Raw genomic sequence first — 25,939 nt, 5'->3', positions numbered from 1 at the left:
GTCCCTGTTGGTTTTACCCTACGAACTGAGCTTGGCCTTAGAAGCGGGCCGAGAAAGCCAGTGTCCAGTAGCGTCCCAAGGTGTCATGGTTGATGAAATCAACACCTGCAGTTGGGCTAGTTGCCATTGGCGGGGCATCGTTGGCGATGTTACGAACCGTCAAGCTCACATCATAATCATCACCAATGTAGTAGGTGACATTACTGTGCCATACCAACCAACTATCGACCGTTGGGTGATCATCGTATTGGTAAGGGCCATCGTTGTAACTATCGGTATAATCACCAGTCAATGACACACGCCATTGCTTGTAATCCCAACGCAGTGTCGACAGCGCAATCCACTCTGGGTAAGTCCAATCGCCTGCCAATTGCTCAGGCTCGGAGTCTGAGGTTAGCCAGCGCTTGTAATTGTCCAGATAGGTCGCATCGACTAGCAATTCAAAATCACCCCAGCCATTGGTTTCAAAGCCGTAAGTGATGCCAATGTCAAAGCCTTCCACTTCTTGCTTACCAATATTGATGTAGCTGTTTTGGACCTTGTGCAAGTCGCCATCGGCATTGATTTCAAGGCCAACCTCGCCTTCGGCCAACTCGCCAGGTGCTTTCGCATCGAGTTCGCCGCGCAAATAGGCTTGCAGGATGAAGTCCTCGTCAACGTCGATCAGATCTTCATAGTCATAGCTCCAGTAGTCGAGCGTTACATTGAGGTTTTTAGTGACATCCCAAGATAAGCCAAGATTGTAGGTGTCAGCCGTTTCTGGTTGTAGATTTGGGTTACCACCAAAGACGCGATCGTACTCCACTTCGCCAACTGAAATACTGTCATCAGAACAGAGTGCTTCGTACTCGTTATCACAAGGCAAGTAGCCCTCGCCTTCGGTGATCCCTGCGCCAGTTTGTGACAATGATGGCGCGCGGAAGCTGGTGCCATAAGATGCCCGCAACACTAAGCTGTCAAACGGGGTGTAACGCAGACCGATTTTGGGGTTGAAGTCATCACCAGCATCTTCGTAGTCGTCATAACGCAGCGCTAACTGAGCATCAAAATTTTCCGTTACCGGCACATAAAACTCGGCAAAGGCTGACCATTGATATCGATCGGCTTTCGCTTCGGTGACACCTAAGTTGATGATTTTGCCATCCTGTGCCAATTGGTCCGGCTTATCTTCAATTTCTTCGTAACGATACTCGGCACCCGCGGCCATGCTTAATGATCCAGCTGGCAACTGCCAAATATCGCCCGATACTTTGGCATCAAAGGCATACATGGTGGACTCACCTTTACGTGGAGCCTTCTCTTGCATCAATTTAACCACGGTCCGATCGGCTTCAGCACCGCGGTTAAACGGGTTGTACCAAAGACCACCGGAATCCGGTGAACAGTCAATGCTGCCATCAGCGCATAACTCGCCGCGCAAAGCAGCCTGAACCTTATCTTCGTGATAGTAACCGCCTACCGCTTTGATGGTGTTTTCACTGTAGCCATAGCTGGCTGCCGTTTCCCAATACCAATCCGCCAGCTCACCGGTAAAACCTAGCACCGCGCGGTAAGCATCCAACTCGGCCTCTTTTTGGCGTCGATCGGGGAAGCGGGTGTAGGTCGTCAGATCATCATCTGGGTAACCATCTTCGGCGTTAATGTCAGCGTAATATTGCGGCATATCAGGGTGATCCCAAGGGATCGAAAAGCCGCTGATGCTCGACGGCGCATCGTATGATTGGCTTTCATTGTGCTGATAAGCGAGCTCAACGAACATCGCGGTGTCGTCCGTTAACTTGGTGTCGTTAAACAAGTACACGCCAAGCGATTCGCGATCGGGAATCGTCGCCCGGTACTGGACATAGTTATAAAAACAGCCCTGACCATATTTGGTATCAACAACGTCCTCTTCTGGGCAATCCCATGGGTCTGGATAATCGCTGTAATCAACGTCAATGGCAGTATCGAGCCAGAACGTCGCATCGCGGGTGCGCTTACGATCTTCGTGCATCAAGGCATCACGGTCGAAGTAGTCAAATACCAAGGTGGTGTTTGATTCGCCGTAACTGAAACCGATCACCGCATTGAGATTGGTTTTGCTGTAATCATCGTCCTGTGTGGTTTGGCTGTATGAGCCACTGAGTTCGACGCCTTCATAGTTGCGCTTCATGATGAAGTTCACCACACCGGCAACCGCATCGGCACCGTACAACGCCGATGAACCATCCATCAGTACTTCGATGCGCTCCACTGCCGCGAGCGGGATGGCGTTGATATCGATGAATGAATCCGATTCATTGGCAAACGAGCTGACCTGCACCCGGCGGCCATTAATTAACACCGGCGTCGATGCGGTGCCTAACCCGCGCAGCGATACACCTGACGAGCCAGCTGGCTGACTACCAACCTTGGTGGTGCCGCCTTGAGTGGTGAAGGTGCCTTGCTGGAACTGCGGAATATCTTTGAGTAATTCGGAAATGGTGTTGGCACCACTGCTTTTGATGTATTCCTCATCGATATTGAGCAGCGGCGTGGCGCCCTCCATGTCAACGCCTTTGATGTGACTTCCTGTGGTAACAATGCGCTCAACGCCGTCGCCACTGGCATCATCCGCCATCGCATGAGTTGCTATCATCGCCGGCGAAAGCGCGGCACAAAGCGCCCAAGCGCGCATAATTGGATTGAGTTTCGGGGTCATCTGACTCTCCCATTCTTCCTGAAGTTAAAATGCGAATGCTGGCGCCAGTTGGATAACGTCGATGGTGGCAATACCCGTTGTCGACAAACAACGGGCAGCAACAGGCCAGAAATCGAATCGGCGTTATCGTCTGAAGCTCAATTAGCAAGTTTTATTTTGAAATACTTAGTGCTGCCGATGACGCTCAGCAAAGCGTGACGGGCAATGATCAGGAGGCCGATCTGCCGTCAGAGAAACCGCAAGTGGCTATTCGTCGAACCACTCGCTGAGGTAGAAGTTTTGGTAGTAATAGCTGGCCAAAGACCAGGCTTTTTTCAACATGACTGGTTAATCCGTTGTCGTCTGTCGCTACAAAAATCGGAGCCAATATCCGGCTCGGTCTATTTACGATTATCACTGTGTTGCAATCGTGTCAACACCATGTTACTCGCTTAAAAAAGGCTTGAATTAGATTGGATAATGTTGCCATGCCCCCGTTACCTGCACCATCTTTTAGAAAAATAAGATCGTTGAAAAAAGCGATTATTGCGGCGATTACGCTGCCATTTGCTGCTTTATCACAAGAAAACGAATCACCTTACAACCTGCTTTTGGCCGGCGGTGGACTCGCAACCTGCAGTAGCATGGCAGCAAAAAATTGTGCCGACATCCCTGAAAATTTTGCCCATGCAAAATCTTCATTGCAGTTCAAATTCACTCAGCAACAGATTTTAGCAGCGACTAATTCGGCAATTTGGGCCGATCATCGTGATGCCTTGGCCAAGCAGTGGCGATTGTTATTGACAGCCATTGAAGGGCAAACATCACAGCGTCAGTTCAGCAAGCGTCAGTTTGTTGAATTAATTCGCGCCACCCAGATCGAACACCAAGGCAACATCATTAATGGCGATACTCTCTATCGCCAATCGTCCAATGCCGAATGGTATCGAATTCAAGATTATCTGGAAGTGGCTCAATTACAGCCTGACGGTCAACGGCGACACGAAGTCGTCAGCCTCGACCACAATAAAAATCATCACTCCCGCGATATTTATCAACGTTTTGTTGCCATGGCGGCACAAGTGAGCAGAGCTACCTCACCGACCATTTTGGTGGTCACCGCATCGGCCCGCGATCCATTCGAACCCGTTGATTTTTATCGCAATGCTTTTATCAGCGCCGGCGCTGATTCGGTCCATTGGCTACCGTTAGATGCCGCAGTGCAACAACTTCGCCGCGTCAACGACGACCATCGCTGCGAGCAATTGGCCGCTTATCATCAGCGCATTCAGGGCGTCCATAACCGCCAAGCGGTTTACCCCGATTTGGTCAGTCTGCAACAACGCCATTGCCAGCAACCCGAGTTGACCTTGGCGCTGATTGAGCAGGCAGACGGCATTTTCGTTAACGGCGGCGATCAGTCGCTGACGGTGCAAGCATTTCGCCACAGTGACGGTAGTGACTCGGCCGAGCTGGCGTTAATCAAGCAGAAATTAGCAGCGGGTACCTTGGTGGTTGGCGGCACCAGTGCCGGTACCGCGGTTCAGGCCGGTAATCAAAGCCACTCAGTGGCGATGATCACCAATGGTTCAAGCCTCAATGCCCTGCGCTATGGCGCATTTTCAGCGCTTGCGACCGCCGAAAACTGTCACAAAGATGGTAGCTGCGGCGAGTTGCCTGACAATGCCCTGAGCTACAAAAAAGATGGGGGTTTAGGACTGTTTCAATGGGGCATTAGCGATACCCATTTTGCCGAGCGCGGCCGTCATACTCGGCTCGCGATACTGGCCAAACAAACGGGTTCTCGGCTCGGGTTTGGCATTGACGAAGCAACCGCACTGTTGGCCAACAGCCGCAATGCCAAAGGCGCCATGACGGTCATTGGCCAGGGCGGCGTTCATCTGCTGGATGTTGCGCAGGCGACCTTAACTAAATCGCAAGCTGGCATCAGCCTCAGCAATGTTCGCTGGCATGGCTTGTTTGCAGGCGATCATTTCAACATTACCGAAGATGGCTCGGTCCGCCTCAGTCACGTCAATCAGCAGCCCATCGGCAGCGGCTTGCAGCCAACATCAAAGGTAGCCGTGACATTGCCCGATCAAAGTGATGTGTTCTATGACGCCAGTTTAAGGAAGCAAGGCCAACAGCTGGCATTGCGTGTCGCTGCCGGCAAGCCGGCGTCAGACGAAGCAATCCAATCAGCCAAAGAATTTGCCCTGACCCTAAGCGCCGATCAGCAAACTCAAGTGTTTTGTCAGCCGCAAGCTCAGCCCACTCAATGTTCATGGCTCGATATGGCGATTTCGGTGTCACCAAACAGCGACTAAAGATTCAGTACGAACAGTCTGTTATGACCAATTATTAGGAGCTTTATCAAATCCAGATCAGCTCGGCGGCGGTAATAAAAATGTTACGATTTAGTAGTTTTGCAGCCAATAAATGGCGAACTCGTTAAAAGTCGTCATATCAGGCGCTTTGTCACTGATTCGTAGTAAGGAATATCAGTTGTTAATTCGCTCAACATTTGCCGCCGCTTGCTACTTGTTAGCATGCTGTTTGGTGCCAGCCGAAGCGTCGTCGGCCAATCAACAAATCATTACCGTCGCCAAAACCGAGCTTGCGATCTCAGTCGATGGCAAGCTTGATGAAGCAGCTTGGCAGCAAGCGACCGTGGTAGAACTCGATATTGTCACGCGGCCGTTTGACAATACCCCAAGCCCTGTAAAAACTCAGGCGTTACTGATTGAAGATGGCGCCAGTTTGTACATTGGCTTTATTGCTCACGATCCTAACCCAGAGCGAATTCGCGCCTTTTTAAAAGATCGCGACAAATCCTGGGGCGATGATATCGTCGGCGTCAAATTAGACACTTACAACAATCAAAATCTCGCTTACCGTTTTTTAAGCAACCCGCTGGGGGTGCAAATTGATGGCATCGAAAATGAGCTAACCGGCAACGAAAGCGATGCTTGGGACGGCATTTGGGACAGCAAAGGCCACATTAACGACCAAGGTTACGTGGTCGAAATGGCGCTGCCGTTTCGTATGCTCAACTTTCGCGAGAGTGACCAGCCCCAAGACTGGGGAATTGAACTACTCCGACGCTACCCGCGCGAACAAAATTTGCGAATTTCCAATATTCGCTTGGACCGCGGCAACAAATGCGAACTGTGCCAACTGGCAACAGCCAGAGGCTTTGCCAATGCCAAACAAGGCCAGAATCTCATCGTCACGCCGTCGTTGGTGATCGCTCGCGATGAAACCCGAGAACAAGATCAACCATGGCAATCAGACAACGAATTTGAACCGAGTCTTGATGTGCGCTGGGGCATTACCCCAGATATTCTATTTAATGCCACCCTCAATCCCGACTTTTCAACCGTTGAAACCGATCAGGCTCAGCTGAGCATCAACAACACCTTTACTCTATTTGTGAAAGAAAAGCGGCCGTTTTTCCTCGACAATGCCGATTATTTTTCGACCGATTACAACCTCGTCTACACCCGCAATATTTACGCCCCCAATTACGGTGGCAAGATCACCGGCCGCCACAATAACCACTCCTTTGGTCTGTTTGTTGCCGATGATGAGACCACCAATATTTTGATCCCCGGTAACCGCGGCTCGTCAGTTGCCGAGTTAGATGATGAATCAACCAATGCCGCTTTGCGCTACAACTATGATTACACCCAAGACATCACCCTAGGCTGGATCTCCACCCTGCGTCAGGCTGATGACTACCGTAACCAAGTCCATGGCATTGACGGTCGAATTCGGTTTAACGACACCGATGTCTTCCAGCTGCAAAAATTGTATTCACGCACCGAATACCCAGACGATCTGTATCAACAATTTTGTGATACCGACGATGGCGTGGATTGCCAACCACAACAAGTAGAAGACTGCGATTTGAGCGGCTGCGATATCAACGAACAAGTCCTGCGCACCGATAAAGAACAGACGTTTTCCGGTCATGCCCTGCGGACAAGCTTTATCCACGATGGCAGAGACTGGTTCTATAAACTTGGTTTCGAGCAGCAAAATAGTGGCTTTCGTGGCGATTTAGGCTTTATTGGCAAAGTCGATTATCAGCGCAAACAAGTGGCTGGCGCGCGCTATTGGTATAACGATAGCGACGGTGCCTGGTGGCAAAAGTTTCGCATCTATTCCGATTGGGATATTACCCACAACGACGACGGCGAACTCATTGAAAAAGAATTCGATGTCAGCGCCCGTTTGGATGCTAATTACGAAAGCGAAATCTACCTTGCTTACACCCGCCGCGATCTTGTCGGTAAACGGATAGACCAGAGTTCGCTCGATATTGATGGCAACACCACGCTGTTTAACATGGACATATTCCAGCTGTTTACCGACGTGAAGCCGTTTGCGGGCTTATACCTGAGTGCCAAACTCGAATACGGCGATGCCATTGATTTTGCCAGCAACCGATTGGGCACTAAACGTTTGCTGCGCACTGTGATTGATTGGAGCCCTAATCAACACCTGCAGTTAAAACTACGACAAACCTACCGCGATCTCGATGCCGACGGCGCCAATGTCTTTATTGCTCGGCTAACCGATTTCCGCGCTACGTATCAATTCAACGTACAGAGTTTTCTGCGCGGCAGCCTGATCTACAAAAATAATGCGCGGAACCCAAACAATTATCTCTATGACGACCCAGAAGACATTGATGCGCACAGTCGCGACTTCTCATTTGAATTTTTATATGCCTATAAAATCAACCCGCAAACGGTGTTTTATGCCGGCTACTCGGAATATCAAGACACCAACGAAGAGTTTTCTGATTTAGAAGCCAATGATCGCCGCGCCTTTGTCAAATTCAGCTATGCCTGGATCCGCTAATCTCATCGCTGGCATCCATTGATCATTCACTGACGCGGCTCCGTACCAGTCAACTCAATCCCGATATATTGGAATCTAAAGTTGACCCGAGTTGCAGTGATAGGAGCAGGGATAGCAGGCCTGTGCGCAGCCAGAGAGCTGCAGGGACTTGGCTACGATGTGGATGTGTTTGAAAAATCACGAGGCCGCGGTGGCCGCCTCGCCAGCAAGCGTTTGAGTTGGGCCACCGTTGATACCGGCGCCCAGTATTTTACCGCTCGAGCGCCTCGCTTTCGCCAACAAGTCAAACAGTGGCTCGACTGTGGCGCCGCTCAGCGCTGGACCTTTACTCCACATAAAATGATTGGCGGCCAATTGCAGCTGTCGCCCGACGATACCGAGCGGTTCGTTGGTACGCCCAATATGAACAGCATCGCACACCATCTCGCAGCAAACCTCAAACTGCAGCTGAACGTCACTGTAACGGCCATTGAACGGCGTCATCAAAACTGGTATTTGACCGATCACAGCGGCGCAGAATGGGGAGCCTATCAATGGTTGGTGGTCGCCATTCCTGCCACGCAGGCTCGTCAATTAGTGTCGGAGCGGATGCCTCAAGCCGCCGCCCAACAAGACGCATTACTGCCCTGTTGGGCGGTAGTGCTTGCTACCAAAGGCAGCGTCTGCCCTACCATACAAGGGGTATTTGGTGACGATACCGTGTCTTGGTTGTCTCGACTATCTGCCAAGCCTGAGCGGATCAAGCCCGCAGGCTGTGATGATGTCTGGCTACTGCACTTCTCTCCGCAATACTCTGCACAACACACCCAGAGCCATTGCACACCGGCTTCTGAGACACAGCGATATCACCAACCACAGCAGATCATTGCCGATGCCAAGGCTTGGCTTAGCAAAACATTGGCTCATGAGTTAGACACGGTACATGAATACCATCACTTTTGGCGTTATGCTCACTTCAAACCAAGTCAGCAACAACAGGCGCCCTTGTTCGACAGCAAGCAACGGCTCGCTGTGATCGGCGATTGGTGTCATGGTGGGCGAATCGAAGGCGCCTATTGGTCCGCGATCCATGCCGTCGAGCAGATGGTCAGCCGCTAGCAATGGAGCAAAATTAATGGCAATCACCGCACAGCACCTCAATCATCAACAGCGCCCCAGCGGGAAACAACAAGCGCTGGTTTTATTGGCTTTTGTTGGCTTGTGTCACCTAGTGTCATTCATTGGCGCCATTGCATCGATAAACAGCCGAGAATTTTACGCCATGCTGACGCAACCTTGGTGGTCACCACCGGGTTGGGTGTTCGGTCCGGTTTGGCTCACCTTGTATACCATGATGGCCATTTCAGCATGGTTGATTTGGCGTCAGCACGCGCAGCCAATGCGACAATCCGCGCTGACCTTATTCCTAGTCCATCTGCTCCCCAATGCGCTGTGGAGTTGGCTGTTCTTTGCTTGGCAGTTAGGAGCGGCATCTTTGGTCAACATCATCATTTTATGGCTGCTGATTGTGGCGGTACTGCGTCGCTTTGCCGCCATCAACAAGGTAGCCGCGCTGTTGCTCGTGCCCTATCTCGCTTGGGTATCCTTTGCGGCCGTGCTGAACTTTTGGCTCTGGCAGCATAACCCGGCCCTGCTATGAGCTCGCGATTTGTTCAGCTTTTAGTCAGCTAACTGCTTTTATCCTGCGCCCCTGTTTTTGTTTTGAACTAGAGCCTGTTGATCTTTGCTGTGTGTTTTTGCAGCAATTTATTGGTGATTTAGGCAAGGAAGTGATTATGAAGTTGACTGGCCGTCAATGAATAATCGCTGACGCTGAATAAATTGCCAATAAACGCTGCCCGAAGGGTTCGTCAAAATGCTCATTTCGCTACGTCGCTCGCTATTTATATAGATTGCTATACGGCATAGCTCGCTTCTTGCTCAAAAGAGCATTTTGAACGAACAAAAATCATACACCAAAGATCAACAGGTTCTAGATTTAAGTAGTTGCGATGAAGTTTTTCGATATCAAGCCCTTCGAATATCGCCGCCTCATTCAGGCCGCAGATGGGCCATTACAAGCTGATGTATATGAAGTTCAGCGAAACAATCGGCAATACATCCTCAAGGATTATTCCGCTCGTCCTAAATTGTTTCGAGCAACCATTTGTCGCTGGCAATTGCGGCGTGAATGGTTTGCCTTGCTGAAATTAAGGCGCGTCAAAGACGTGCCCAAGCCCATTGCCTTCGGCGCTGATCAATTGCTCATGAGCAAGCTCAAGCAGTGCAAAGTGGGGATTAACCGACACAACAGCAGCTCACTGGAAAGCAAAATTGATCAGATCCACCAAGCAGGCGTGTGTCACAACGATCTTCACAGCAATAACTTAATGTTGAATCAAACTCAGGCCTTCATCTTCGATTTTGGTGCCGCCACCTTTCGCCCCCAACGAGGCAAGGGTTTGTTGAACAAAATTAAGGGTAAATTGTTTGAGCTAAGCCAACTGCTCGATCGCATGGCGGTGGTGAAATACAAATGGAAACGTGATCGGAAGCTATTGCGCCCAGACGAAGCGCCAATAGTTGCGCTGGTTGAAAAGACCCGCTGGCTAAGTCGCTCTTGGCGGCGTTTTAAGCAATGGCGCAAACAAAAAGCGGTTAACCGACGCGCGGAAGCCGTCAACTGTCGCTAAGCCATGATATCTAAGTGCGGGCCGTCTTTGTCATCGCGCTCTTGCTCGTCAAAGCCCTGCTGCATTTGCTGCAACTTTTTGAGTTTTTTGTTTTTCGATTGAGGATGACGTTTGCGCTGGCGATCGCGTTGCTCCAGCGCACGAGCAATACGGTCAAGCTCATCTTGGGTTGGCTGGTGCTGCTCTTGTTCAGAAGTCGCGATCACCGGCCTTTCGGCAATCTGACGCACCTTGCTTTTTTCCCGCTCCACTTTCGGAGCCGGACGCGGCAAGATGGGGAATATCAGATCTTGATTCGGCATTGCTTATCCTTTTCAACAAGTTAGCTGTTTCATGCTCTTTATCGACGTATCTTGGCCAAACTTTAGTCAGCCGTCAAATATTTGACACCACTATGGCAGATGCCGTTCCTTGAATAGGATCACAAAATTTCTTGCATTTTTATTCAAGCTTGGGTAGGTTCAACCACCTGATTATAAATCACCAAATTATGACGTGGCTGACATGCGTTTGAACAACACACTCCATCATCATCACCATCCAGAAAGTTGACCTTTCAGGAGCGGGATGCGTGGAAGGTCGATTAGCCTTCCAACGGTGTGTCAGCCATAGTGCAAGAACCCTCGGAAGGCCCGGCCCCCGAGGGTTTTTTATTTTTTAGCTTTGCTTTTTAGGAAATACATCATGTTGGACAATTCAAGACTGCGTATCGCGATTCAGAAATCTGGTCGCCTCAGTGAAAAAACTTATGCCCTGCTCGCTAGCTGTGGTGTGAAATTTAATATTCACGATCAACGCTTGATTGCTCATAGCACCAACCAACCGATTGATGTGTTGCGAGTGCGCGACGATGATATCCCAGGCCTGATCATGGACGGCATTTGTGATCTTGGCGTCATCGGTGAAAACGTCCTTGAAGAAGAAACCATGATGCGAGCCCGTGCCGGTGAGCCATCTGAGTTCAAATCACTGACCCAACTAGGCTTTGGCGGCTGCCGCTTATCGCTCGCGGTGCCGAACGAAATGGATTACAGCGGGCCACAAGATCTGCAAGGGTTGCGCATTGCCACTTCTTACCCAGAGCTGCTGCGTCGTTACCTTAACGAGCAAGGCGTGAAATTCCAGTCTTGTATGCTCACTGGCTCGGTCGAAGTGGCGCCACGCGCAGGTTTAGCCGATGCCATCTGCGATCTCGTTTCAACCGGAGCCACGCTGGAAGCCAATGGCCTGCGCGAAACCGACGTTATTTTCCGCTCACAAGCGCGCCTGATCCAGCGCAGCGAGGCGCTAGAGCCTGCCAAACAAGAGTTGGTCGATAAACTCCTCACCCGCATTGGCGCAGTGATGCAAGCGAAAGAGAGCAAGTACATCATGCTCCACTCGCCAAAAGACAAATTGGAGCAAGTCGTCAGCCTATTGCCTGGTGCAGAAAACCCAACGGTACTGCCACTGGCCCACACTGACGAAGCCGTTGCCGTTCACGTGGTCAGCTCAGAAAACCTGTTCTGGGAAACCATGGAACAACTCAAAGAACTGGGCGCCAGCTCAATCTTGGTATTGCCGATTGAAAAAATGATGGAGTAACACCTGTCATGACTCTTAGCATGAAAAAGGTTTTATGGTCAGCGCTAACACCAGCCGAGCAACAACAAGTGTTGCTGCGTCCGGCTATGGCGGCGTCTGACAGCATTACCGCTACGGTGACCGGCATTATTGACCGAGTCAAAACCGAAGGTGATGCGGCGCTCAAAGCACTCAGCGCCCAATTTGATAAGGTCGAGTTAGTGGACATTCGCCTCTCTGACGAGGCAATGAAACAAGCATGCGACAGTCTGCCTGCCTCGCTAAAAACCGCCTTGCGCGAAGCCTATCGCAATATTCGCAGTTTCCACGCGGCACAAGTCCATCGGCCGCTTTCGGTCGAAACCCAACCCGGCGTATTGTGTGAAATGCACAGTCGTGCGATTGAAGCGGTGGGTTTATATATTCCCGGCGGCTCAGCGCCGCTACCGAGCACCGTATTGATGTTGGGTGTGCCGGCTGAAATCGCCGGTTGTGGCCGCAAGGTATTGGTCTCACCTCCGCCGATTGCTCCAGAGATTGTTTATGCCGCCAGCTTATGTGGCATTGATGAGATCTATCAAGTCGGTGGCGCCCAAGCCGTTGCCGCGTTGGCCTTTGGCACCGAGAGCGTGCCGAAAGTCGATAAAATTTACGGCCCGGGTAACAGCTTTGTTACTGAAGCTAAGCGTCAGGTATCGCAAGCCATTGGCGGCGCCGCAATTGATATGCCTGCCGGCCCATCAGAAGTATTGGTAATTGCCGATGAGCGTGCCAATGCTGACTTTATTGCGGCCGATCTGCTGTCACAAGCGGAGCACGGTCCAGATTCACAAGTCGTGGTGGTGACGCCATCGGACAAACTGGCTGATGAAGTCAATGAAGCTTTGGCTCGTCAGCTGGCTGAGCTCAGCCGCGCCGGTATTGCCGAACAAGCACTGGACAACAGTATTGCCATTGTTTGTGCTGACATGACCGAGGCAGTCGCCATTTCCAACGAATATGGCCCTGAGCACTTGATTGTCCAAACCGAAAATCCTCGCCAGTACCTGAACGCCATTCAACACGCCGGCTCGGTATTTTTAGGCGATTGGACGCCCGAATCCGTTGGCGATTACGCCAGCGGCACCAACCACGTATTGCCCACGTACGGTTACGTACGCACTTATTCGAGCCTGAGTCTGAATGACTTCTGCAAGCGCTTTACCGTGCAAGAACTGACCGCCGATGGCTTGGCAGGTCTGGCGCCAATTGTTACGGCCATTGCCGATGCGGAAGGGCTGGATGCGCACCGCAATGCCGTGACCGTTCGTACTCAAGTATTAGAAAACAAAAATGGAGGCGGCTCATGAGCGACTTAGCCGCCCGCTTGCTGCGTCAGCAACTTTCCGACTTGGTGCCTTATGAATCGGCCCGTCGTTTAGGCGGCGATGGCGAGATTTGGCTCAATGCTAACGAAAACCCGTATTCGCACAGCTATGAGTTGGATGACTCACGCTTTGGTCGTTATCCTGAATTTCAACCACCCGAGTTGATTGATCGCTACGCGGCCTATGCTGGTGTCAGCAATCAACAATTATTGGCAACCCGTGGCGCCGACGAAGGCATTGAACTGTTGATCCGCACCTTCTGCGAGCCGCAGCAAGATAAAGTGATTATTTGCCCGCCAACTTATGGCATGTATGCCATTAGTGCTCGCACCAACTTGGTTGATGTGGTGAATGTCCCCCTTGATGACGACTACCAAGTCGATGTTGACGGCGTTCTCAACAACATCAGTGCCAACATGGACTCAGTGAAACTGGTATTTGTTTGCTCGCCAAACAACCCAACCGGCCATGACATGCAGCCAGCCAAATTGCGTCAATTGCTCGAAGCACTAAAAGACCAAGCCTTGGTTGTCGTTGATGAAGCTTACATTGAGTTCTCAGCACAACCATCGGTGCTCAGCTGGCTTAGTGAATTTCCTAATTTGGTGGTACTGCGCACCCTGTCTAAAGCCTTTGCGTTAGCTGGGATCCGTTGCGGTTTCACCTTGGCCAATGAAGCTGTTATTCAGCAATTAGCCAAAGTAATTGCGCCTTATCCAGTGCCTGAGCCAGTTGCCCAAGTGGCTATTCAGGCATTGTCTGATGACAACCTCAAAGCGGTTGCCGCTGAGGTTGCAGGCCTCAATGCATTGCGCGCCGAGTTTGCTGCAACCATGCAAGAGTTGACTGACGTCTTCCCATCCAGTGGTAACTATGTGTTGTTTCGGGTACCCAATGCCTTGGCGTGCATGAAAGCCATGGCCGATGCTGGCATCATCCTGCGCAACCAATCCAAACAGCTGACGCTGCAAAACTGCATTCGCGTCACCATTGGTACCGAACAAGAAATGGCGCGGACAACCAGCGCCTTGCAAGCCTATTTTAAGGAGGCCATGTGAGCCGCCAAGCAATTCTATTTATCGATCGTGATGGCACTCTTGTTGAAGAGCCACCGGTTGATTACCAACTCGATACCCTAGAAAAACTGGTTTACGAACCGGCGGTAGTGCCCGCACTGTTGCAATTGCAAAAAGCAGGCTTCCGTTTAGTGATGGTCAGTAATCAAGACGGTTTGGGCACCGACAGTTTCCCGCAAGCGGACTTTGACGCGCCCCATGACAAAATGATGCAGCTGCTCGAATCCCAAGGCATCGTTTGGGACGACGTGCTGATCTGCCCTCACTTTGACGAAGACAACTGCACCTGTCGCAAACCCAAGCTGGGGTTGGTTCAATCCTACTTGAGTGAAGGCAAAGTCGACTTCGAAAATTCCTATGTCATTGGCGATCGCGCCACCGATATGCAGTTAGCAGAAAACATGGGCATCGTCGGCCTCCAATACAATCGAGAGTCACTCGGTTGGAATGAGATTGTCGATCAACTGCTCAATCAAGAGCGTGTTGCTGAAGTCACCCGCAAGACCCGCGAGACTGACATTCACGTCAAGGTCAACCTCGACAAGCAAGGCGGCAACGTGCTGAAAACTGGCGTTGGCTTCTTCGACCATATGCTTGAGCAGATCTGCACCCACGGCGGCTTCCAGCTGCAGCTCACCTGTGATGGCGATATTCATATTGATGATCACCACAGTGTCGAAGATTGTGCATTAGCGCTCGGCGAAGCGCTGAAAAAAGCATTGGGCAATAAGCGCGGCATTGGCCGCTATGGCTTTACCCTGCCAATGGATGAAGTGGAAGCCAGCTGTAGTCTGGACTTATCTGGACGCCCTTATTTTGTGTTTGATGCCGACTTCGACCGCGAAATGGTCGGCGAGCTGGCCACGGAAATGGTGCCGCACTTCTTCCATAGCTTGAGCACCACCTTGGGCGCCACGCTGCATTTAAAAGCAGGCAAAGGCAATGCTCATCATCAGGTCGAAGGCTTGTTTAAGGTATTTGCCCGCACTCTGCGTCAAGCCATTGAGCTCAAAGGCGATGCGATGCCAAGCTCGAAAGGAGTGTTGTAATGGTTTGCTCTAACTTGAAAATCGTGATTGTCGATACCGGCTGCGCCAATATTGCATCGGTTAAATACGCCATTGAGCGTTTAGGGTACAGCCCCATTGTCAGCGGCGATCATGACGTCATTCGCAGCGCCGACAAAGTATTTCTGCCGGGTGTTGGCAGCGCTGGTGAGGCAATGAAAAACCTCGCTGAACGTGACCTCATTGAGTTAGTTCGCAGCCTCACGCAACCGGTTCTGGGTATTTGTTTGGGCATGCAATTACTGGCCGAATACTCTGATGAAAGCCACGTTGATATGCTCGATATTGTGCCGGGTACGGTCAAGGCAATGCACGCTGAAGATGGTTTGCGACTGCCTCACATGGGCTGGAACAGCATCACTCCAGTGGGTGTGAATCCACTATTCAAAGGTATTCCAACCGGTACTTATTTCTACTTCGTCCATAGCTTTTGCTTGCCAGTGTCAGATACCTACACGGCGGCAAGCTGCGAATATGGCGATGTGTTTAGCGCAGCAGTATGTAAAGACAATTTCTACGGCGTGCAATTCCACCCCGAGCGCTCGGCCGAAGCTGGCGCCAAACTGTTGAAGAACTTCCTGGAGTTAACGGAATGATCATCCCTGCCCTCGATTTAATAGGCGGCGAAGTGGTTCGCTTGTATCAAGGTGACTACGCTCAGAAAACCACCTATAGCTTTAATCCGGTCGAGCAATTTCAACACTACCAGCAGGCCGGTGCAGAATGGTTGCACTTGGTCGACTTAGATGGTGCCAAAGACACCAGCGCCCGTCAGCTCACGACGATTGCTGAATTAATCGAAAAGACCGATGCAAAGATTCAAGTGGGTGGCGGCATTCGCTCGGAGCAAGATGTCAAACAACTATTGGACATAGGCGCTAAGCGTGTGGTGATTGGCTCGCTAGCAGTCAAAGAGCCTGAGTTGGTCGCCAATTGGATGCGCAAATACGGTGCTGAGCATATTGTTCTCGCGCTTGATATCAATATTGACGAAGACGGCAACAAGCACGTTGCGATTTCTGGCTGGCAAGAAAGCTCAGCAATGACGCTTGAGCAATTAATTGAGCATTACGAAGCCGCCGGTCTGAAGCATGTGTTATGTACCGATATTAGTCGTGATGGCACGTTGCAAGGCTCGAACGTCGAGCTGTATGCCGAAATGACCCGCAAATACCCAGGCATTGCTTGGCAAAGCTCTGGCGGTATTGGCAACCTTGATGACATTGCCGCACTTAAACCAACCAAGGTCGCTGGCGTGATTGTTGGTCGAGCGCTACTGGAAGGCAAATTCAGCGCCAAACAGGCTTTTGATACTTGGGCTGAATAGTCCGACGCCAAGCCATAAAATTTCGATGATGGATTATCAAAATGTATAAACAGAGCAAAACATGGACTGTGGTTAGCTCCATTGTAGTTTTAACGCTTATCACCTTTGTGATGCCAGAGGTGATTGCGTTGGGACTACTGATTGATTTCGTTGGGCTTGAGCTCTTTGTTTTATTGCTGCAAGTCCAGCTAATTGCCGTTATTAGCAGCTTTTATCGGACCTATATCAAAACCACCCTTGCCCTAATTGGCTCATGGCTTTCCAAGCTTGATCCCCTCTTTATCGTTCCTGACTGGGAAACTATCAAGCGCTACCCACCACTATTATTTCATGCGGTCCCTGGGGTGGTTGCGTTTTATTGGCTGCTAATTTTTACCATCTAGCTGTAAGGTTACCGTTCAATTCATCAAACATGGCTTAGTCCTTAATTTTTGGTATGATCGCGGCCTCTTAGCAAGCCAGCCAATGTTTAGGACTATTCATCATGAGTGCTGCTGATACTTCATTAGCCAACAAAGTTCTCGCCGTTAACAACGATCTGCCGATCCGTACCGACAAACCTGTCCATAGCGGTAAAGTCCGCTCCGTCTATTGGCTGACCGAAGCCGATAGTCGCCGCTTGATTGCAGAAAAAGGCTATGACGTCGCAGCCGATGCGCCGCTGGCGATCATGGTGATCAGCGATCGTATCTCAGCATTCGATTGCATCTGGCATGGTGAAGGTGGCCTCAAAGGCGTACCGGGCAAAGGCGCAGCATTAAACGCAGTGTCCAACCATTGGTTCAAGCTATTTAAAGAAAACGGTTTGGCCGACAGCCACATTCTTGACATCCCGCACCCATTTGTCTGGATTGTGCAAAAAGCACGTCCGGTGATGGTTGAAGCCATCTGCCGCCAGTACATCACCGGCTCCATGTGGCGCGCCTATGCCAATGGCGAACGAGAATTCTGCGGTATTGAAATCGCCGAAGGCCTGAACAAAGATCAGAAGCTGCCCGAGCTACTGGTAACGCCATCAACCAAAGGGATTCTCAAAGGAATTCCCGATGTTCCAGAAGCCGATGATGTCAATATTACGCGCCAAGCAATCGAAAACAGCTTCGGCGCCTTTGGCTTCCAGCAGCAACAAGACATCAGCCTGTATGAAAAATTGCTGAAAGATGGCTTTGGTGTCATTAGCGATGCTCTAGCCGAGCTGGACCAGATCTTTGTCGATACTAAATTCGAGTTTGGTTATGTCACCGATGCTGCAGGCAATGACAAACTGATTTATATGGACGAAGTGGGTACTCCTGACTCGTCACGTATTTGGGATGGCGCCGCTTATCGAGATGGCAAAATCGTTGAAAACTCGAAAGAAGGCTTTCGTCAATTCTTACTCAACCACTTCCCCGATCCGGATATTCTGCTTAACAAAGAGCGCATGGCTGAGCGCGAGGCATTAGCCCGTGATAACGAGCTGCCGCTTGATGCGTTAATGGCTGTATCAACAACCTATGTTGGCATTGCCGAGAAAATTACCGGCCAGAAGCTTCACCTGTCGGACAACCCGAAGGCGGAGATCATCGACATCTTGCGCGATCAGTACGGCTTGATTGACTAATACCTAAAACGTAAAAAATGACAAAGCCCGCAAATCGCGGGCTTTGTTGTTATTGCTCACAAATGGTCATTAGTTTTTCGCTAATGCGGTTTCCATTTGATCGTCCTCAATATGGTTTCCCATACGACGTGCAAATGTTCTCAAGTCCATGCCGTTACAATCAAATTTTCGGTTGAATTTGGCAACGCTGCTGCCATTTTGGCGAAGCACGTCATAGGCAGTGCCCAGACCAAACTCAGCAGCAATGATACAAACGCTGGTCTCAAAGGAATTATCGGTCGATTGAAACTCAATCTGGGATTTGGCGTTGTTAGCCAATGCAGTAGGAGCAACAAGCAGGGACAACGTGGCTAGCGCGGAGAAAAAAGTCTTCATAGCAAAACCCTCTCATTATAATGATGAATGTTACAAGAATATTTCGATGAGCAAATAGTGCCGTTTTTCCGACTTATTTTTCGTGATTAAAATCACTACCAATATTTACGTAACAAAAAATTCAAATTTCTCATATATATCTGTCATAAATCGAAAGGCTCCCTGCGGGTTCAACAGGCTCTAGTTACTTGCTTGCAGTTTTGGCATAATGCCGCACAGGTTTTGCCTGCATCGTTAATCATCAAATCTGCATATTTCTTTCCCGAATAAATTTCGAATTGAGTCAGAAAGCAAACACCCTATGCAAACCATGTGATTGGGCTTTTACTGAGCCTTGCAGGCAATCAATAACGGACTGATATTCAATTAAAAGGTGTAGGCAACTCATGTTAGCCAAGCGCATTATTCCTTGTTTGGACGTACGCGACGGTAAAGTCGTCAAGGGCGTGCAATTCCGCAATCATGAAATCATTGGCGATATCGTGCCATTGGCACAAAAATATGCCGAAGTCGGTGCCGATGAATTGGTGTTTTACGACATTACCGCCTCATCCGATGCTCGCGTCGTTGATAAGAGCTGGGTAAGCCGAGTAGCAGAAGTCATCGACATTCCATTTTGCGTCGCCGGCGGTATCAAAACCGTTGATGATGCCCGCCGAATTTTGCTCAACGGCGCCGACAAAATTTCGATTAACAGCCCTGCACTAGCCAATCCAGAGTTAATTACTGAGATGGAGCAGGCCTTTGGCAAACAGTGCGTGGTGGTTGGTATCGACAGCTACTTTAATAGCGACACTGGCACATATCAGGTGAAGCAGTACACCGGCGATGAAACGCGCACCGTAACCACCAGCTGGAATACCCTTGATTGGGTGGAAGAAGTACAGCGCCGCGGAGCTGGCGAAATTGTGCTCAACTGCATGAATAAAGACGGCGTCCGTGACGGCTATGATTTAGAGCAACTCAAACTGGTGCGCCAACGTTGTGACGTGCCGCTGATCGCCTCTGGCGGTGCTGGCACTATGCAACATTTCGCCGATGCGTTTAACCTCGCCGATGTCGATGGCGCGCTGGCTGCCAGTGTGTTCCACAAAGCCATTATTGATATGCACGAGCTAAAGAACTTCTTACGCAAGCAAAATGTCGCGATCCGCTACTAATCGCAACGACAAGGATTACAGAATGACCATTGAATTTGATTCATCAAACTTGGCCTGGGACAAAGTCGACGGTTTGCTACCGGCGGTAGTGCAAAATGCCCAGAGCGGCAAAGTATTGATGCTCGGTTATATGAACCAAGATGCCATTGACCACACCTTAAAAACCGGTCATGTGACGTTCTACAGCCGCACCAAGCAACGCTTGTGGACCAAAGGTGAAACGAGTGGCAACACGCTCAACCTAGTCGCCATTGAAGCGGACTGTGACAACGACACCTTATTGATCCAAGCCAACCCAATTGGGCCCACTTGTCACACCGGCACCGAAACGTGTTGGGGTCAGGATGCAAGCGAGTCACCGATTGCTTTTATCGCCGATCTCGAAGCGGTGATTGCCAGCCGTAAAGGCGCATCTGCCGATAGCAGCTACACCGCCAGCTTATTTGCAAAAGGCACCAAGCGTATTGCGCAAAAAGTGGGGGAAGAAGGTGTTGAAACGGCATTAGCAGCTACAGTCAACGATGATGAAGAAACCTTGAATGAATCGGCCGATTTGCTCTATCACTTGCTAGTATTGCTGCAGCATCAAGGTTTGAGCCTAGCGCAGGTGGTTGATGTGCTCAAAGCCCGTCACAAAAAGTAATCTGGCGCCCTTAAACGACATAAAAAAACCGGCTTCAATGCCGGTTTTTTGTATTAAATCGGTCGCTTGCCTGACCACCGAGAAATCGCTGGCTGCTCAAAGAACGCTTCATTGTTAACATCCAGAGCACGCAATAAATCGTTTTTGTAGGCCTTGTACTCAAGTCGCTCTTCGATCGTTTGTTGAAATACTTCAAAATGAGCTTTTTCCATACACGCCCGCGCCGCTTCTTTATCAAACACAGCCAACACTAAACCAGCCTGAATATAGCCTTGCGTCTGACTTTTTAATACTTCATCGACATCGCCGTGCTGGAGCTTTTGATAAAAAGCCAGTAAGCGCTCGTGCAACGTTATCAAATAGGCACTAACCCGTTCTGATTGCTGATATGACATAAACACCTCCGATCGCTTTATTCTTTTATAGCAATCCTCAGATTCATCGCAAATACCCCAATGTTGCAGAATTTGACGGAGAGCAAAACGCGGCTAACTTTAAAGGCAGCGACAGGATGTCGCTTAACCAATGACACTTTACAAGGAATGTAATCATGAACATCACCCTCTTACTGAGAGCGGGTGTGCTTGCCAGCGTTTTATGCTGCCAGCATGTCCACGCACTACTGATCACCGAAATTCATGCTGATCCAGCACCGGCAATTGCTGGCGACGCCAATGGTGATGGTGAACGTCACAGCTACGACGATGAATTTATCGAGTTGTTTAATCACTCGGCAACAGCAATCGACTTGTCAGGCTGGCAATTGCACGATGGCAACATGCTGCGACACCTGTTTCCACAGCACACCATGCTGGCGGCACAGCAAGCGTTAGTGGTATTTGGCGGAGGATTGCCTAGCGGCAGTTTTGGCCAATCCATCATTCAGACCGCCAGCAGCGGATCGCTGAGACTCAACAACAGCGGCGATACCATTAAGCTATTTGATTCAGACAATCTGCTGCAAGTCATCGCCAGCTACGGCAATGAAGGCGGCAATGATCAAAGTTTGACACGCCTCATCAACGACTTAAACGCACCGCTAAGCCCTCACCTTTCGTTCAGTGGTATGGCTTACTCACCTGGGTTAAATGCCGATGGTACGCCCTTCTTGGTGTCATCATCACAGCAAACCGCTTCACCAATTCCCGAGCCATCAACCTTGTTGATGTTCGCCAGTTTGCTGGCATTGCTTGCCGCGTACAGGCAAGCCCAACCGGCCAACTAGGCAATTGCCTAGCTAATTATTGTCTAGCTAATTAGTGCCGCCAATATCACGTCATCCTCCGCAACTGGCTGACGTGCTGTTGGCGCCTAAGAAACTTCATCGAATTCAAAATTGGCGACTACACTAAGCTGGCTAAAACCAAAAGATCGGTGGGCCAAAAGTGCCGAGCAATCGCTTTTTCACAGGTTATCGACGCCCATTCACAAAATGGCAGCAAATTGCAAGCGTTCAACTCAATAAAACGGTTGAGAAAATCGCAAAAAGTTTGTTCTGAACGATTTCTTTTGTGAACAAAGTCACTACAATGGCCGCAAATCTTCGAACCCAAAATTAATTAGGTACAGACCCCGTGACTAAGAAAACAAAAATCGTAGCCACCGTTTCAGATTTGAAAGGTGATGTAGAGTTTATTAGTAACCTGTACAAGCGTGGCGTTAACGTTATCCGCTTGAACACTGCTCACCAAACGCCAGAAGATACGCGTAAAGTGATTGAAAACGTCCGCGCCGTATCAGACAAGCTAGCTGTGCTGGTCGACACCAAAGGCCCAGAAATGCGCACCAACTTGAAAATCGAAGAAGACCTCGATATCAAAACTGGTGACACTGTTGTGTTCCGCGCTGACGGCCTTGATGTCCCAACCACAAAAGAAGCAGTACAAGTAAACTACCTTGGTTTTGTTTCTGACGTTCCAGTTGGTGCTCACATCCTGATTGATGATGGTTTGCTTGAGTTGGTTGTAGTGAGTAAAGACGAGAAGTCACTGAGCACTACCGCGCTGAACAACGGCAAAATCAAGAAGAAGAAATCAGTAAACGTTCCTGGCGTTGAAATTCGCCTGCCTTCTGTCACCGAGCGTGACAAGAGCTTCATCGAAATGGCCATTGATGCCGGTGTTGATTTCATCGCTCACTCTTTCGTCCGTAACAAGCAAGACGTCCTAGACGTGCAAGCTATTTTGGATGAGAAGCAATCGCCAATTAAGATCATCGCGAAAATCGAAAACCGCGAAGGTGTTGATAACCTAGACGAAATTTTGGAAGTAGCGTACGGCATCATGGTTGCTCGTGGTGACTTGGGTATCGAAATCCCAGCTGAAGAAGTACCACTGATCCAAAAGAACATGATTCAAAAATGTATTGCAGCGAACGCTCCAGTTATTACTGCAACTCAAATGCTTGAGAGCATGATCTCAAACCCTCGTGCGACTCGCGCCGAGATCTCTGACGTTGCTAACGCCGTTCTTGATGGTACCGACGCTGTCATGCTGTCTGGTGAATCTGCTTATGGTGATTACCCATTTGAAGCGGTAGAAACGATGGCTCGCATCGCCAAGCACGTTGAAGACAAAACTCAGCACGACATCAACTACGAGCTGGCGAACGACCCAACCAACCTGCAGGCCTATGTTGCTAAATCAGCAGCGAAAGCTTCTCGTGACCTGCACGTAGACGCGATTGTTGTTCCAACTCGTAACGGTACCACTGCTCGTCAGGTTGCTTCTCACCGCCCAGTTGCACCTATCTATGCCGGTTGTTTCGAAACTCACGCCCTACGTCTGCTATCGCTGAGCTATGGTGTGGAAGCGTACCCAATCGAAGCGTACAAAACTCGCTCAGAGATCCTCAACAAGGCGCTGACGCCACTGCTTGAAGGTCGCGAGTTGAACAAAGACAGCTTGGTTGTTGTCGCTAAGTCTGCTCCTGGTGCGCCTAAAGGCGAAACCAACCGTATGGAAATCAACACGGTTGAAGCCTTGTTGGCACCTCGCGTCGACGGCTAATCGCCATTTCACGACGTTAGTACCAAACAAAAGCCCCGCAGCGAAAACGCTGCGGGGCTTTTTTGTGTTATGGCAATGGTCAGCTGACGATTAATCGCTATCGCCACCAGCTAAATCCAGCAGTACTTTGTCTAGCAGTTGATCAAAGCCAAACTCATCCAGCCCTAACTGCGCCAACGAGCCATCTTGCGCTGCCGCCCATTCTTGTTCAACCTCATAACTACCGCGATGTTCTGCCACGATACGGCGAGCAATTTTAAGCACCGCCAGCAGCTGCAAGGTCACTTCGGGCAGCTCATCAGAGCCAAACAGGCCTTCGATATCCTGATGATAATAAATCACTTCCACCAGTTGTGACGGCAACTTCCAAGTTTGCGCTAATAATGCGCCAATGGTGCCATAAGTGGTTTGGAACTCATTACGCTCTTGCTCAGCCACCGCATCCCAGCCTTGCGTTTTACTCAATGCCAGCACGTCGCCGTAACTATCAAACACCTGCATCATGATTGGCACGCCGGCCATATGAAATAGGCCGAGCATATAAGCATTGTCGGCCAACGCAGGCTTGCCGCAATGATTGCAAACAGACGCACAGGCCATCGCCATATCCGATGCTAAATCCCACACCTCGTCTAACTCCGCAGACGATTTCATCGAGCTGCGCAAGGCAACGGCTTTGACGATGGGATAGATCCGTTTGAGCCCGAGCATCATCACGGCCTGATGAATCGACTCAATTTCCCGCGCTCTTCGAAAAGCGGCAGAGTTAACCACCTGCAGCACGGCCGCTGAGATCCCGACATCGCTGGCTATCGCATCGGCAATGACAGCAACATTGCAATCTTCCTTTTTGGTTTCCTCACCAATTTTAAGCAGTACTTCAGGCCGTGGCGGGATGGTAATATTTCGCAATACGGCTTTTTCCTGAGGGGTGACGGATATCGCCATCCTACTCCTCCACAATCATCAACTTCAGAGCTGCACGGGCCTGTTCTACTAACAGTTTTAGCCAACGCAGAGCAACCACAAACCGTCATTTTAGAACGCAATAACCGGAGTTACGAGCAAGATTAAGCACTTGCTTCGTGGCAACACTCACAGAACCATGAATAAAACAAAAACGCCGCGTCGAATCAACGAAGCGGCGTTTTGATTGTAATGATCATCAGCAAAGCTGACTCATGCTTAGTGCAGCTTGAGCTTGGGTCTGAACACTCGGCTGATCTTATCAGACAGGGCAATAAATGCGGTCTTCAAATAACCGTGCAAGGCGATCTGATGCATTCGGTAAAGTGAGATATAAACCATCCGAGCAATCCGCCCTTCCACCATCATCGAGCCCTTAGTCAAATTACCCATCAGGCTGCCGACCGTGCTGAATTTACTCAGTGAGACGAGTGAGCCATGGTCTTTATATGAGTAGTCGAGCAGCGGTTCATTGTTGAGCTGCGCGAGAATATTGCGGTAGGCATGCGACGCCATCTGGTGGGCGGCTTGCGCCCGTGGCGGGACAAAACCACCTGCGGTCATTGGGCAGCTCGCAGCGTCGCCAATCACATAAATACGCTCATCATTGGTGGTTTGCAGTGTTGGCTTCACCACCAACTGATTGATCCGATTCGTTTCAAGGCCAGCAATATCTTTGAGGAAATCAGCACCTTTGATGCCTGCAGCCCACACCTGAAGATCGGCGGCAATGAGTTCACCATCTTTGGTTCGCAACCCTTCTGCGGTAGCTTCAGTGATCATGGTTTGGGTACGAACATCGACCCCAAGCTTGCTCAATTCCTGATGAGCTGCGCCGGAGATCCGCGGTGGCAACGCCGGTAGAATGCGCTCCCCCGCCTCCACCAAAGTCACTTTTAAATTGTCCTGACTGACATGGCGAACGCCATAACCTTTCATTTGCTTGGCGGCGTTATGAAGCTCTGCAGAGAGCTCAACGCCGGTGGCACCACCACCGACAATGGCAATGCGCAACGGCTGACTATTATCGCCCTGAACATGAAGTCGGAAAAATGAATCCAGCATTTTGCGATGAAAACGATGGGCTTGGTTTGGACTATCAAGAAAAATGCAGTGGTCACGAACGCCTTGGGTGCCAAAGTCATTCGAGACACTGCCAACAGCTAACACCAAATAGTCATAAGGTAAGTTGCGCTCCGGTAATACCTGCTCACCGTCTTCGCCATGCAATGGTGCTAGCACCAGCTCCTTGGCAACGCGGTCGATATCAGCCATGGTCCCCAATTGGAAATCAAAGCCATGATTGGCAGCATGGGCACGGTAGCTGACAGCGTCAACACCGTCATCCAAGGCACCAGTTGCCACTTCATGCAACAAGGGCTTCCATAGGTGGGTTCTGTTTTTATCAATCAGGGTCACTTCCGCTAACCCTTTGCGACCCAGCTTTCGTCCGAGTTTGGTGGCTAGCTCAAGGCCGCCTGCGCCTCCGCCGACAACGACGATGCGTGGTTTTGTCATGATACCTCTACTTGCCCTGCTGGTGGCGCAGGGCGGTTAATCAAGTCGTGGGATAAAACGTAATAA

General features: G+C 50.2%; 23 protein-coding genes and 1 other annotated feature. Of the genes, 17 read left to right on the top strand and 6 right to left on the bottom strand.

Going from position 1 to position 25,939, the window contains the following annotated elements; translation table 11 throughout:
- Positions 1-37: 37 nt before the first annotated feature.
- A complete protein-coding gene (locus IC617_RS03535; protein WP_191143595.1) occupies positions 38-2,680 on the bottom strand; it encodes a TonB-dependent receptor in 2,643 nt (880 codons plus the stop codon).
- A gap of 623 nt (positions 2,681-3,303) precedes the next feature.
- Here IC617_RS03535 and IC617_RS03530 point away from each other — a divergent pair.
- From IC617_RS03530 to IC617_RS03510, 5 genes are all read left to right on the top strand, one after another.
- On the top strand, positions 3,304-4,986 hold the full coding sequence (locus IC617_RS03530) for a cyanophycinase (protein WP_191143594.1): 1,683 nt from the start codon (positions 3,304-3,306) through the stop codon (positions 4,984-4,986).
- Positions 4,987-5,098: 112 nt separating this feature from the next.
- On the top strand, positions 5,099-7,528 hold the full coding sequence (locus IC617_RS03525; protein WP_191143593.1) for a carbohydrate binding family 9 domain-containing protein: 2,430 nt from the start codon (positions 5,099-5,101) through the stop codon (positions 7,526-7,528).
- A gap of 81 nt (positions 7,529-7,609) precedes the next feature.
- Entirely contained in the window at positions 7,610-8,626 is a 1,017-nt protein-coding gene (locus tag IC617_RS03520) for an NAD(P)/FAD-dependent oxidoreductase (RefSeq protein ID WP_191143592.1), read from the top strand.
- 16 nt (positions 8,627-8,642) lie between these two features.
- Positions 8,643-9,167: a TspO/MBR family protein gene (locus tag IC617_RS03515; protein WP_191143591.1), complete on the top strand. Its 525-nt coding sequence runs from the start codon at positions 8,643-8,645 to the stop codon at positions 9,165-9,167.
- 352 nt (positions 9,168-9,519) lie between these two features.
- Positions 9,520-10,200 (top strand): RIO1 family regulatory kinase/ATPase domain-containing protein, encoded by a 681-nt coding sequence (locus tag IC617_RS03510; RefSeq protein WP_191143590.1) that lies wholly within the window; start codon positions 9,520-9,522, stop codon positions 10,198-10,200.
- Here IC617_RS03510 and IC617_RS03505 read toward each other — a convergent pair.
- Positions 10,197-10,502: a hypothetical protein gene (locus tag IC617_RS03505; protein ID WP_191143589.1), complete on the bottom strand. Its 306-nt coding sequence runs from the start codon at positions 10,500-10,502 to the stop codon at positions 10,197-10,199. The genes IC617_RS03510 and IC617_RS03505 overlap by 4 nt on opposite strands.
- Before the next feature lie 222 nt (positions 10,503-10,724).
- Positions 10,725-10,855 (top strand) — a sequence feature (His leader region).
- A gap of 29 nt (positions 10,856-10,884) precedes the next feature.
- On the opposite strand from IC617_RS03505, the gene hisG reads away from it, so the two are divergent.
- The 8 genes from hisG (at position 10,885) to IC617_RS03465 (ending at position 18,203) form a co-directional block, all read left to right on the top strand.
- Positions 10,885-11,784, top strand: a complete 900-nt coding sequence (gene hisG, locus IC617_RS03500) for an ATP phosphoribosyltransferase (protein ID WP_191143588.1) — start codon at positions 10,885-10,887, stop codon at positions 11,782-11,784.
- A 20-nt stretch (positions 11,785-11,804) separates the two neighbouring features.
- Positions 11,805-13,112: a histidinol dehydrogenase gene (hisD, locus tag IC617_RS03495; RefSeq protein ID WP_191143587.1), complete on the top strand. Its 1,308-nt coding sequence runs from the start codon at positions 11,805-11,807 to the stop codon at positions 13,110-13,112.
- Complete coding sequence (gene hisC / locus IC617_RS03490; RefSeq protein WP_191143586.1) at positions 13,109-14,188, top strand: histidinol-phosphate transaminase; 1,080 nt, start codon at positions 13,109-13,111, stop codon at positions 14,186-14,188. Before hisD ends, hisC begins: the two co-directional genes overlap by 4 nt.
- Positions 14,185-15,255, top strand: a complete 1,071-nt coding sequence (gene hisB, locus IC617_RS03485; protein ID WP_191143585.1) for a bifunctional histidinol-phosphatase/imidazoleglycerol-phosphate dehydratase HisB — start codon at positions 14,185-14,187, stop codon at positions 15,253-15,255. The genes hisC and hisB overlap by 4 nt, the downstream gene beginning before the upstream one ends.
- Positions 15,255-15,869 carry an imidazole glycerol phosphate synthase subunit HisH gene (gene hisH / locus IC617_RS03480; RefSeq protein WP_191143584.1) on the top strand — a complete coding sequence of 205 codons (615 nt, stop codon included), beginning with the start codon at positions 15,255-15,257 and terminating at the stop codon, positions 15,867-15,869. Before hisB ends, hisH begins: the two co-directional genes overlap by 1 nt.
- Positions 15,866-16,600 (top strand): 1-(5-phosphoribosyl)-5-[(5-phosphoribosylamino)methylideneamino]imidazole-4-carboxamide isomerase, encoded by a 735-nt coding sequence (gene hisA / locus IC617_RS03475; RefSeq protein WP_191143583.1) that lies wholly within the window; start codon positions 15,866-15,868, stop codon positions 16,598-16,600. The genes hisH and hisA overlap by 4 nt, the downstream gene beginning before the upstream one ends.
- Before the next feature lie 41 nt (positions 16,601-16,641).
- A complete protein-coding gene (locus IC617_RS03470; protein ID WP_191143582.1) occupies positions 16,642-16,983 on the top strand; it encodes a hypothetical protein in 342 nt (113 codons plus the stop codon).
- A gap of 101 nt (positions 16,984-17,084) precedes the next feature.
- On the top strand, positions 17,085-18,203 hold the full coding sequence (locus IC617_RS03465; protein WP_191143581.1) for a phosphoribosylaminoimidazolesuccinocarboxamide synthase: 1,119 nt from the start codon (positions 17,085-17,087) through the stop codon (positions 18,201-18,203).
- A gap of 69 nt (positions 18,204-18,272) precedes the next feature.
- Here the strand turns inward: IC617_RS03465 and IC617_RS03460 are convergent, their stop codons facing one another.
- The gene (locus IC617_RS03460; protein WP_191143580.1) at positions 18,273-18,578 is read right to left on the bottom strand and encodes a hypothetical protein; all 306 of its coding nucleotides are present in this window, start codon (positions 18,576-18,578) and stop codon (positions 18,273-18,275) included.
- Positions 18,579-18,964: 386 nt separating this feature from the next.
- On the opposite strand from IC617_RS03460, the gene hisF reads away from it, so the two are divergent.
- Entirely contained in the window at positions 18,965-19,738 is a 774-nt protein-coding gene (gene hisF / locus IC617_RS03455) for an imidazole glycerol phosphate synthase subunit HisF (protein ID WP_191143579.1), read from the top strand.
- A gap of 22 nt (positions 19,739-19,760) precedes the next feature.
- Entirely contained in the window at positions 19,761-20,381 is a 621-nt protein-coding gene (gene hisIE, locus IC617_RS03450; protein ID WP_191143578.1) for a bifunctional phosphoribosyl-AMP cyclohydrolase/phosphoribosyl-ATP diphosphatase HisIE, read from the top strand.
- Positions 20,382-20,434: 53 nt separating this feature from the next.
- On the opposite strand, the gene IC617_RS03445 is transcribed toward hisIE, so the two are convergent.
- Positions 20,435-20,776: a hypothetical protein gene (locus IC617_RS03445; protein WP_191143577.1), complete on the bottom strand. Its 342-nt coding sequence runs from the start codon at positions 20,774-20,776 to the stop codon at positions 20,435-20,437.
- 155 nt (positions 20,777-20,931) lie between these two features.
- Between IC617_RS03445 and IC617_RS03440 the strand changes: the two genes are divergently transcribed.
- Positions 20,932-21,606, top strand: coding sequence for a lamin tail domain-containing protein (locus IC617_RS03440; protein ID WP_191143576.1), 675 nt, complete (start codon positions 20,932-20,934; stop codon positions 21,604-21,606).
- A gap of 349 nt (positions 21,607-21,955) precedes the next feature.
- Positions 21,956-23,389 (top strand): pyruvate kinase, encoded by a 1,434-nt coding sequence (pyk, locus tag IC617_RS03435; RefSeq protein ID WP_191143575.1) that lies wholly within the window; start codon positions 21,956-21,958, stop codon positions 23,387-23,389.
- 90 nt (positions 23,390-23,479) lie between these two features.
- Here pyk and IC617_RS03430 read toward each other — a convergent pair whose 3' ends face one another.
- Both IC617_RS03430 and IC617_RS03425 read right to left on the bottom strand, forming a co-directional pair.
- Positions 23,480-24,337 carry an HDOD domain-containing protein gene (locus tag IC617_RS03430; RefSeq protein ID WP_191143574.1) on the bottom strand — a complete coding sequence of 286 codons (858 nt, stop codon included), beginning with the start codon at positions 24,335-24,337 and terminating at the stop codon, positions 23,480-23,482.
- 237 nt (positions 24,338-24,574) lie between these two features.
- Complete coding sequence (locus IC617_RS03425) at positions 24,575-25,873, bottom strand: NAD(P)/FAD-dependent oxidoreductase (RefSeq protein ID WP_191143573.1); 1,299 nt, start codon at positions 25,871-25,873, stop codon at positions 24,575-24,577.
- Positions 25,874-25,939 lie beyond the last annotated feature (66 nt).

This window comes from Neiella litorisoli, from assembly GCF_014773395.1.
GTDB lineage: Bacteria > Pseudomonadota > Gammaproteobacteria > Enterobacterales > Neiellaceae > Neiella > Neiella litorisoli.
The sequence above is the reverse complement of the archived record's forward strand: the minus strand, read 5'-3'. Positions and strand labels throughout refer to the sequence as shown.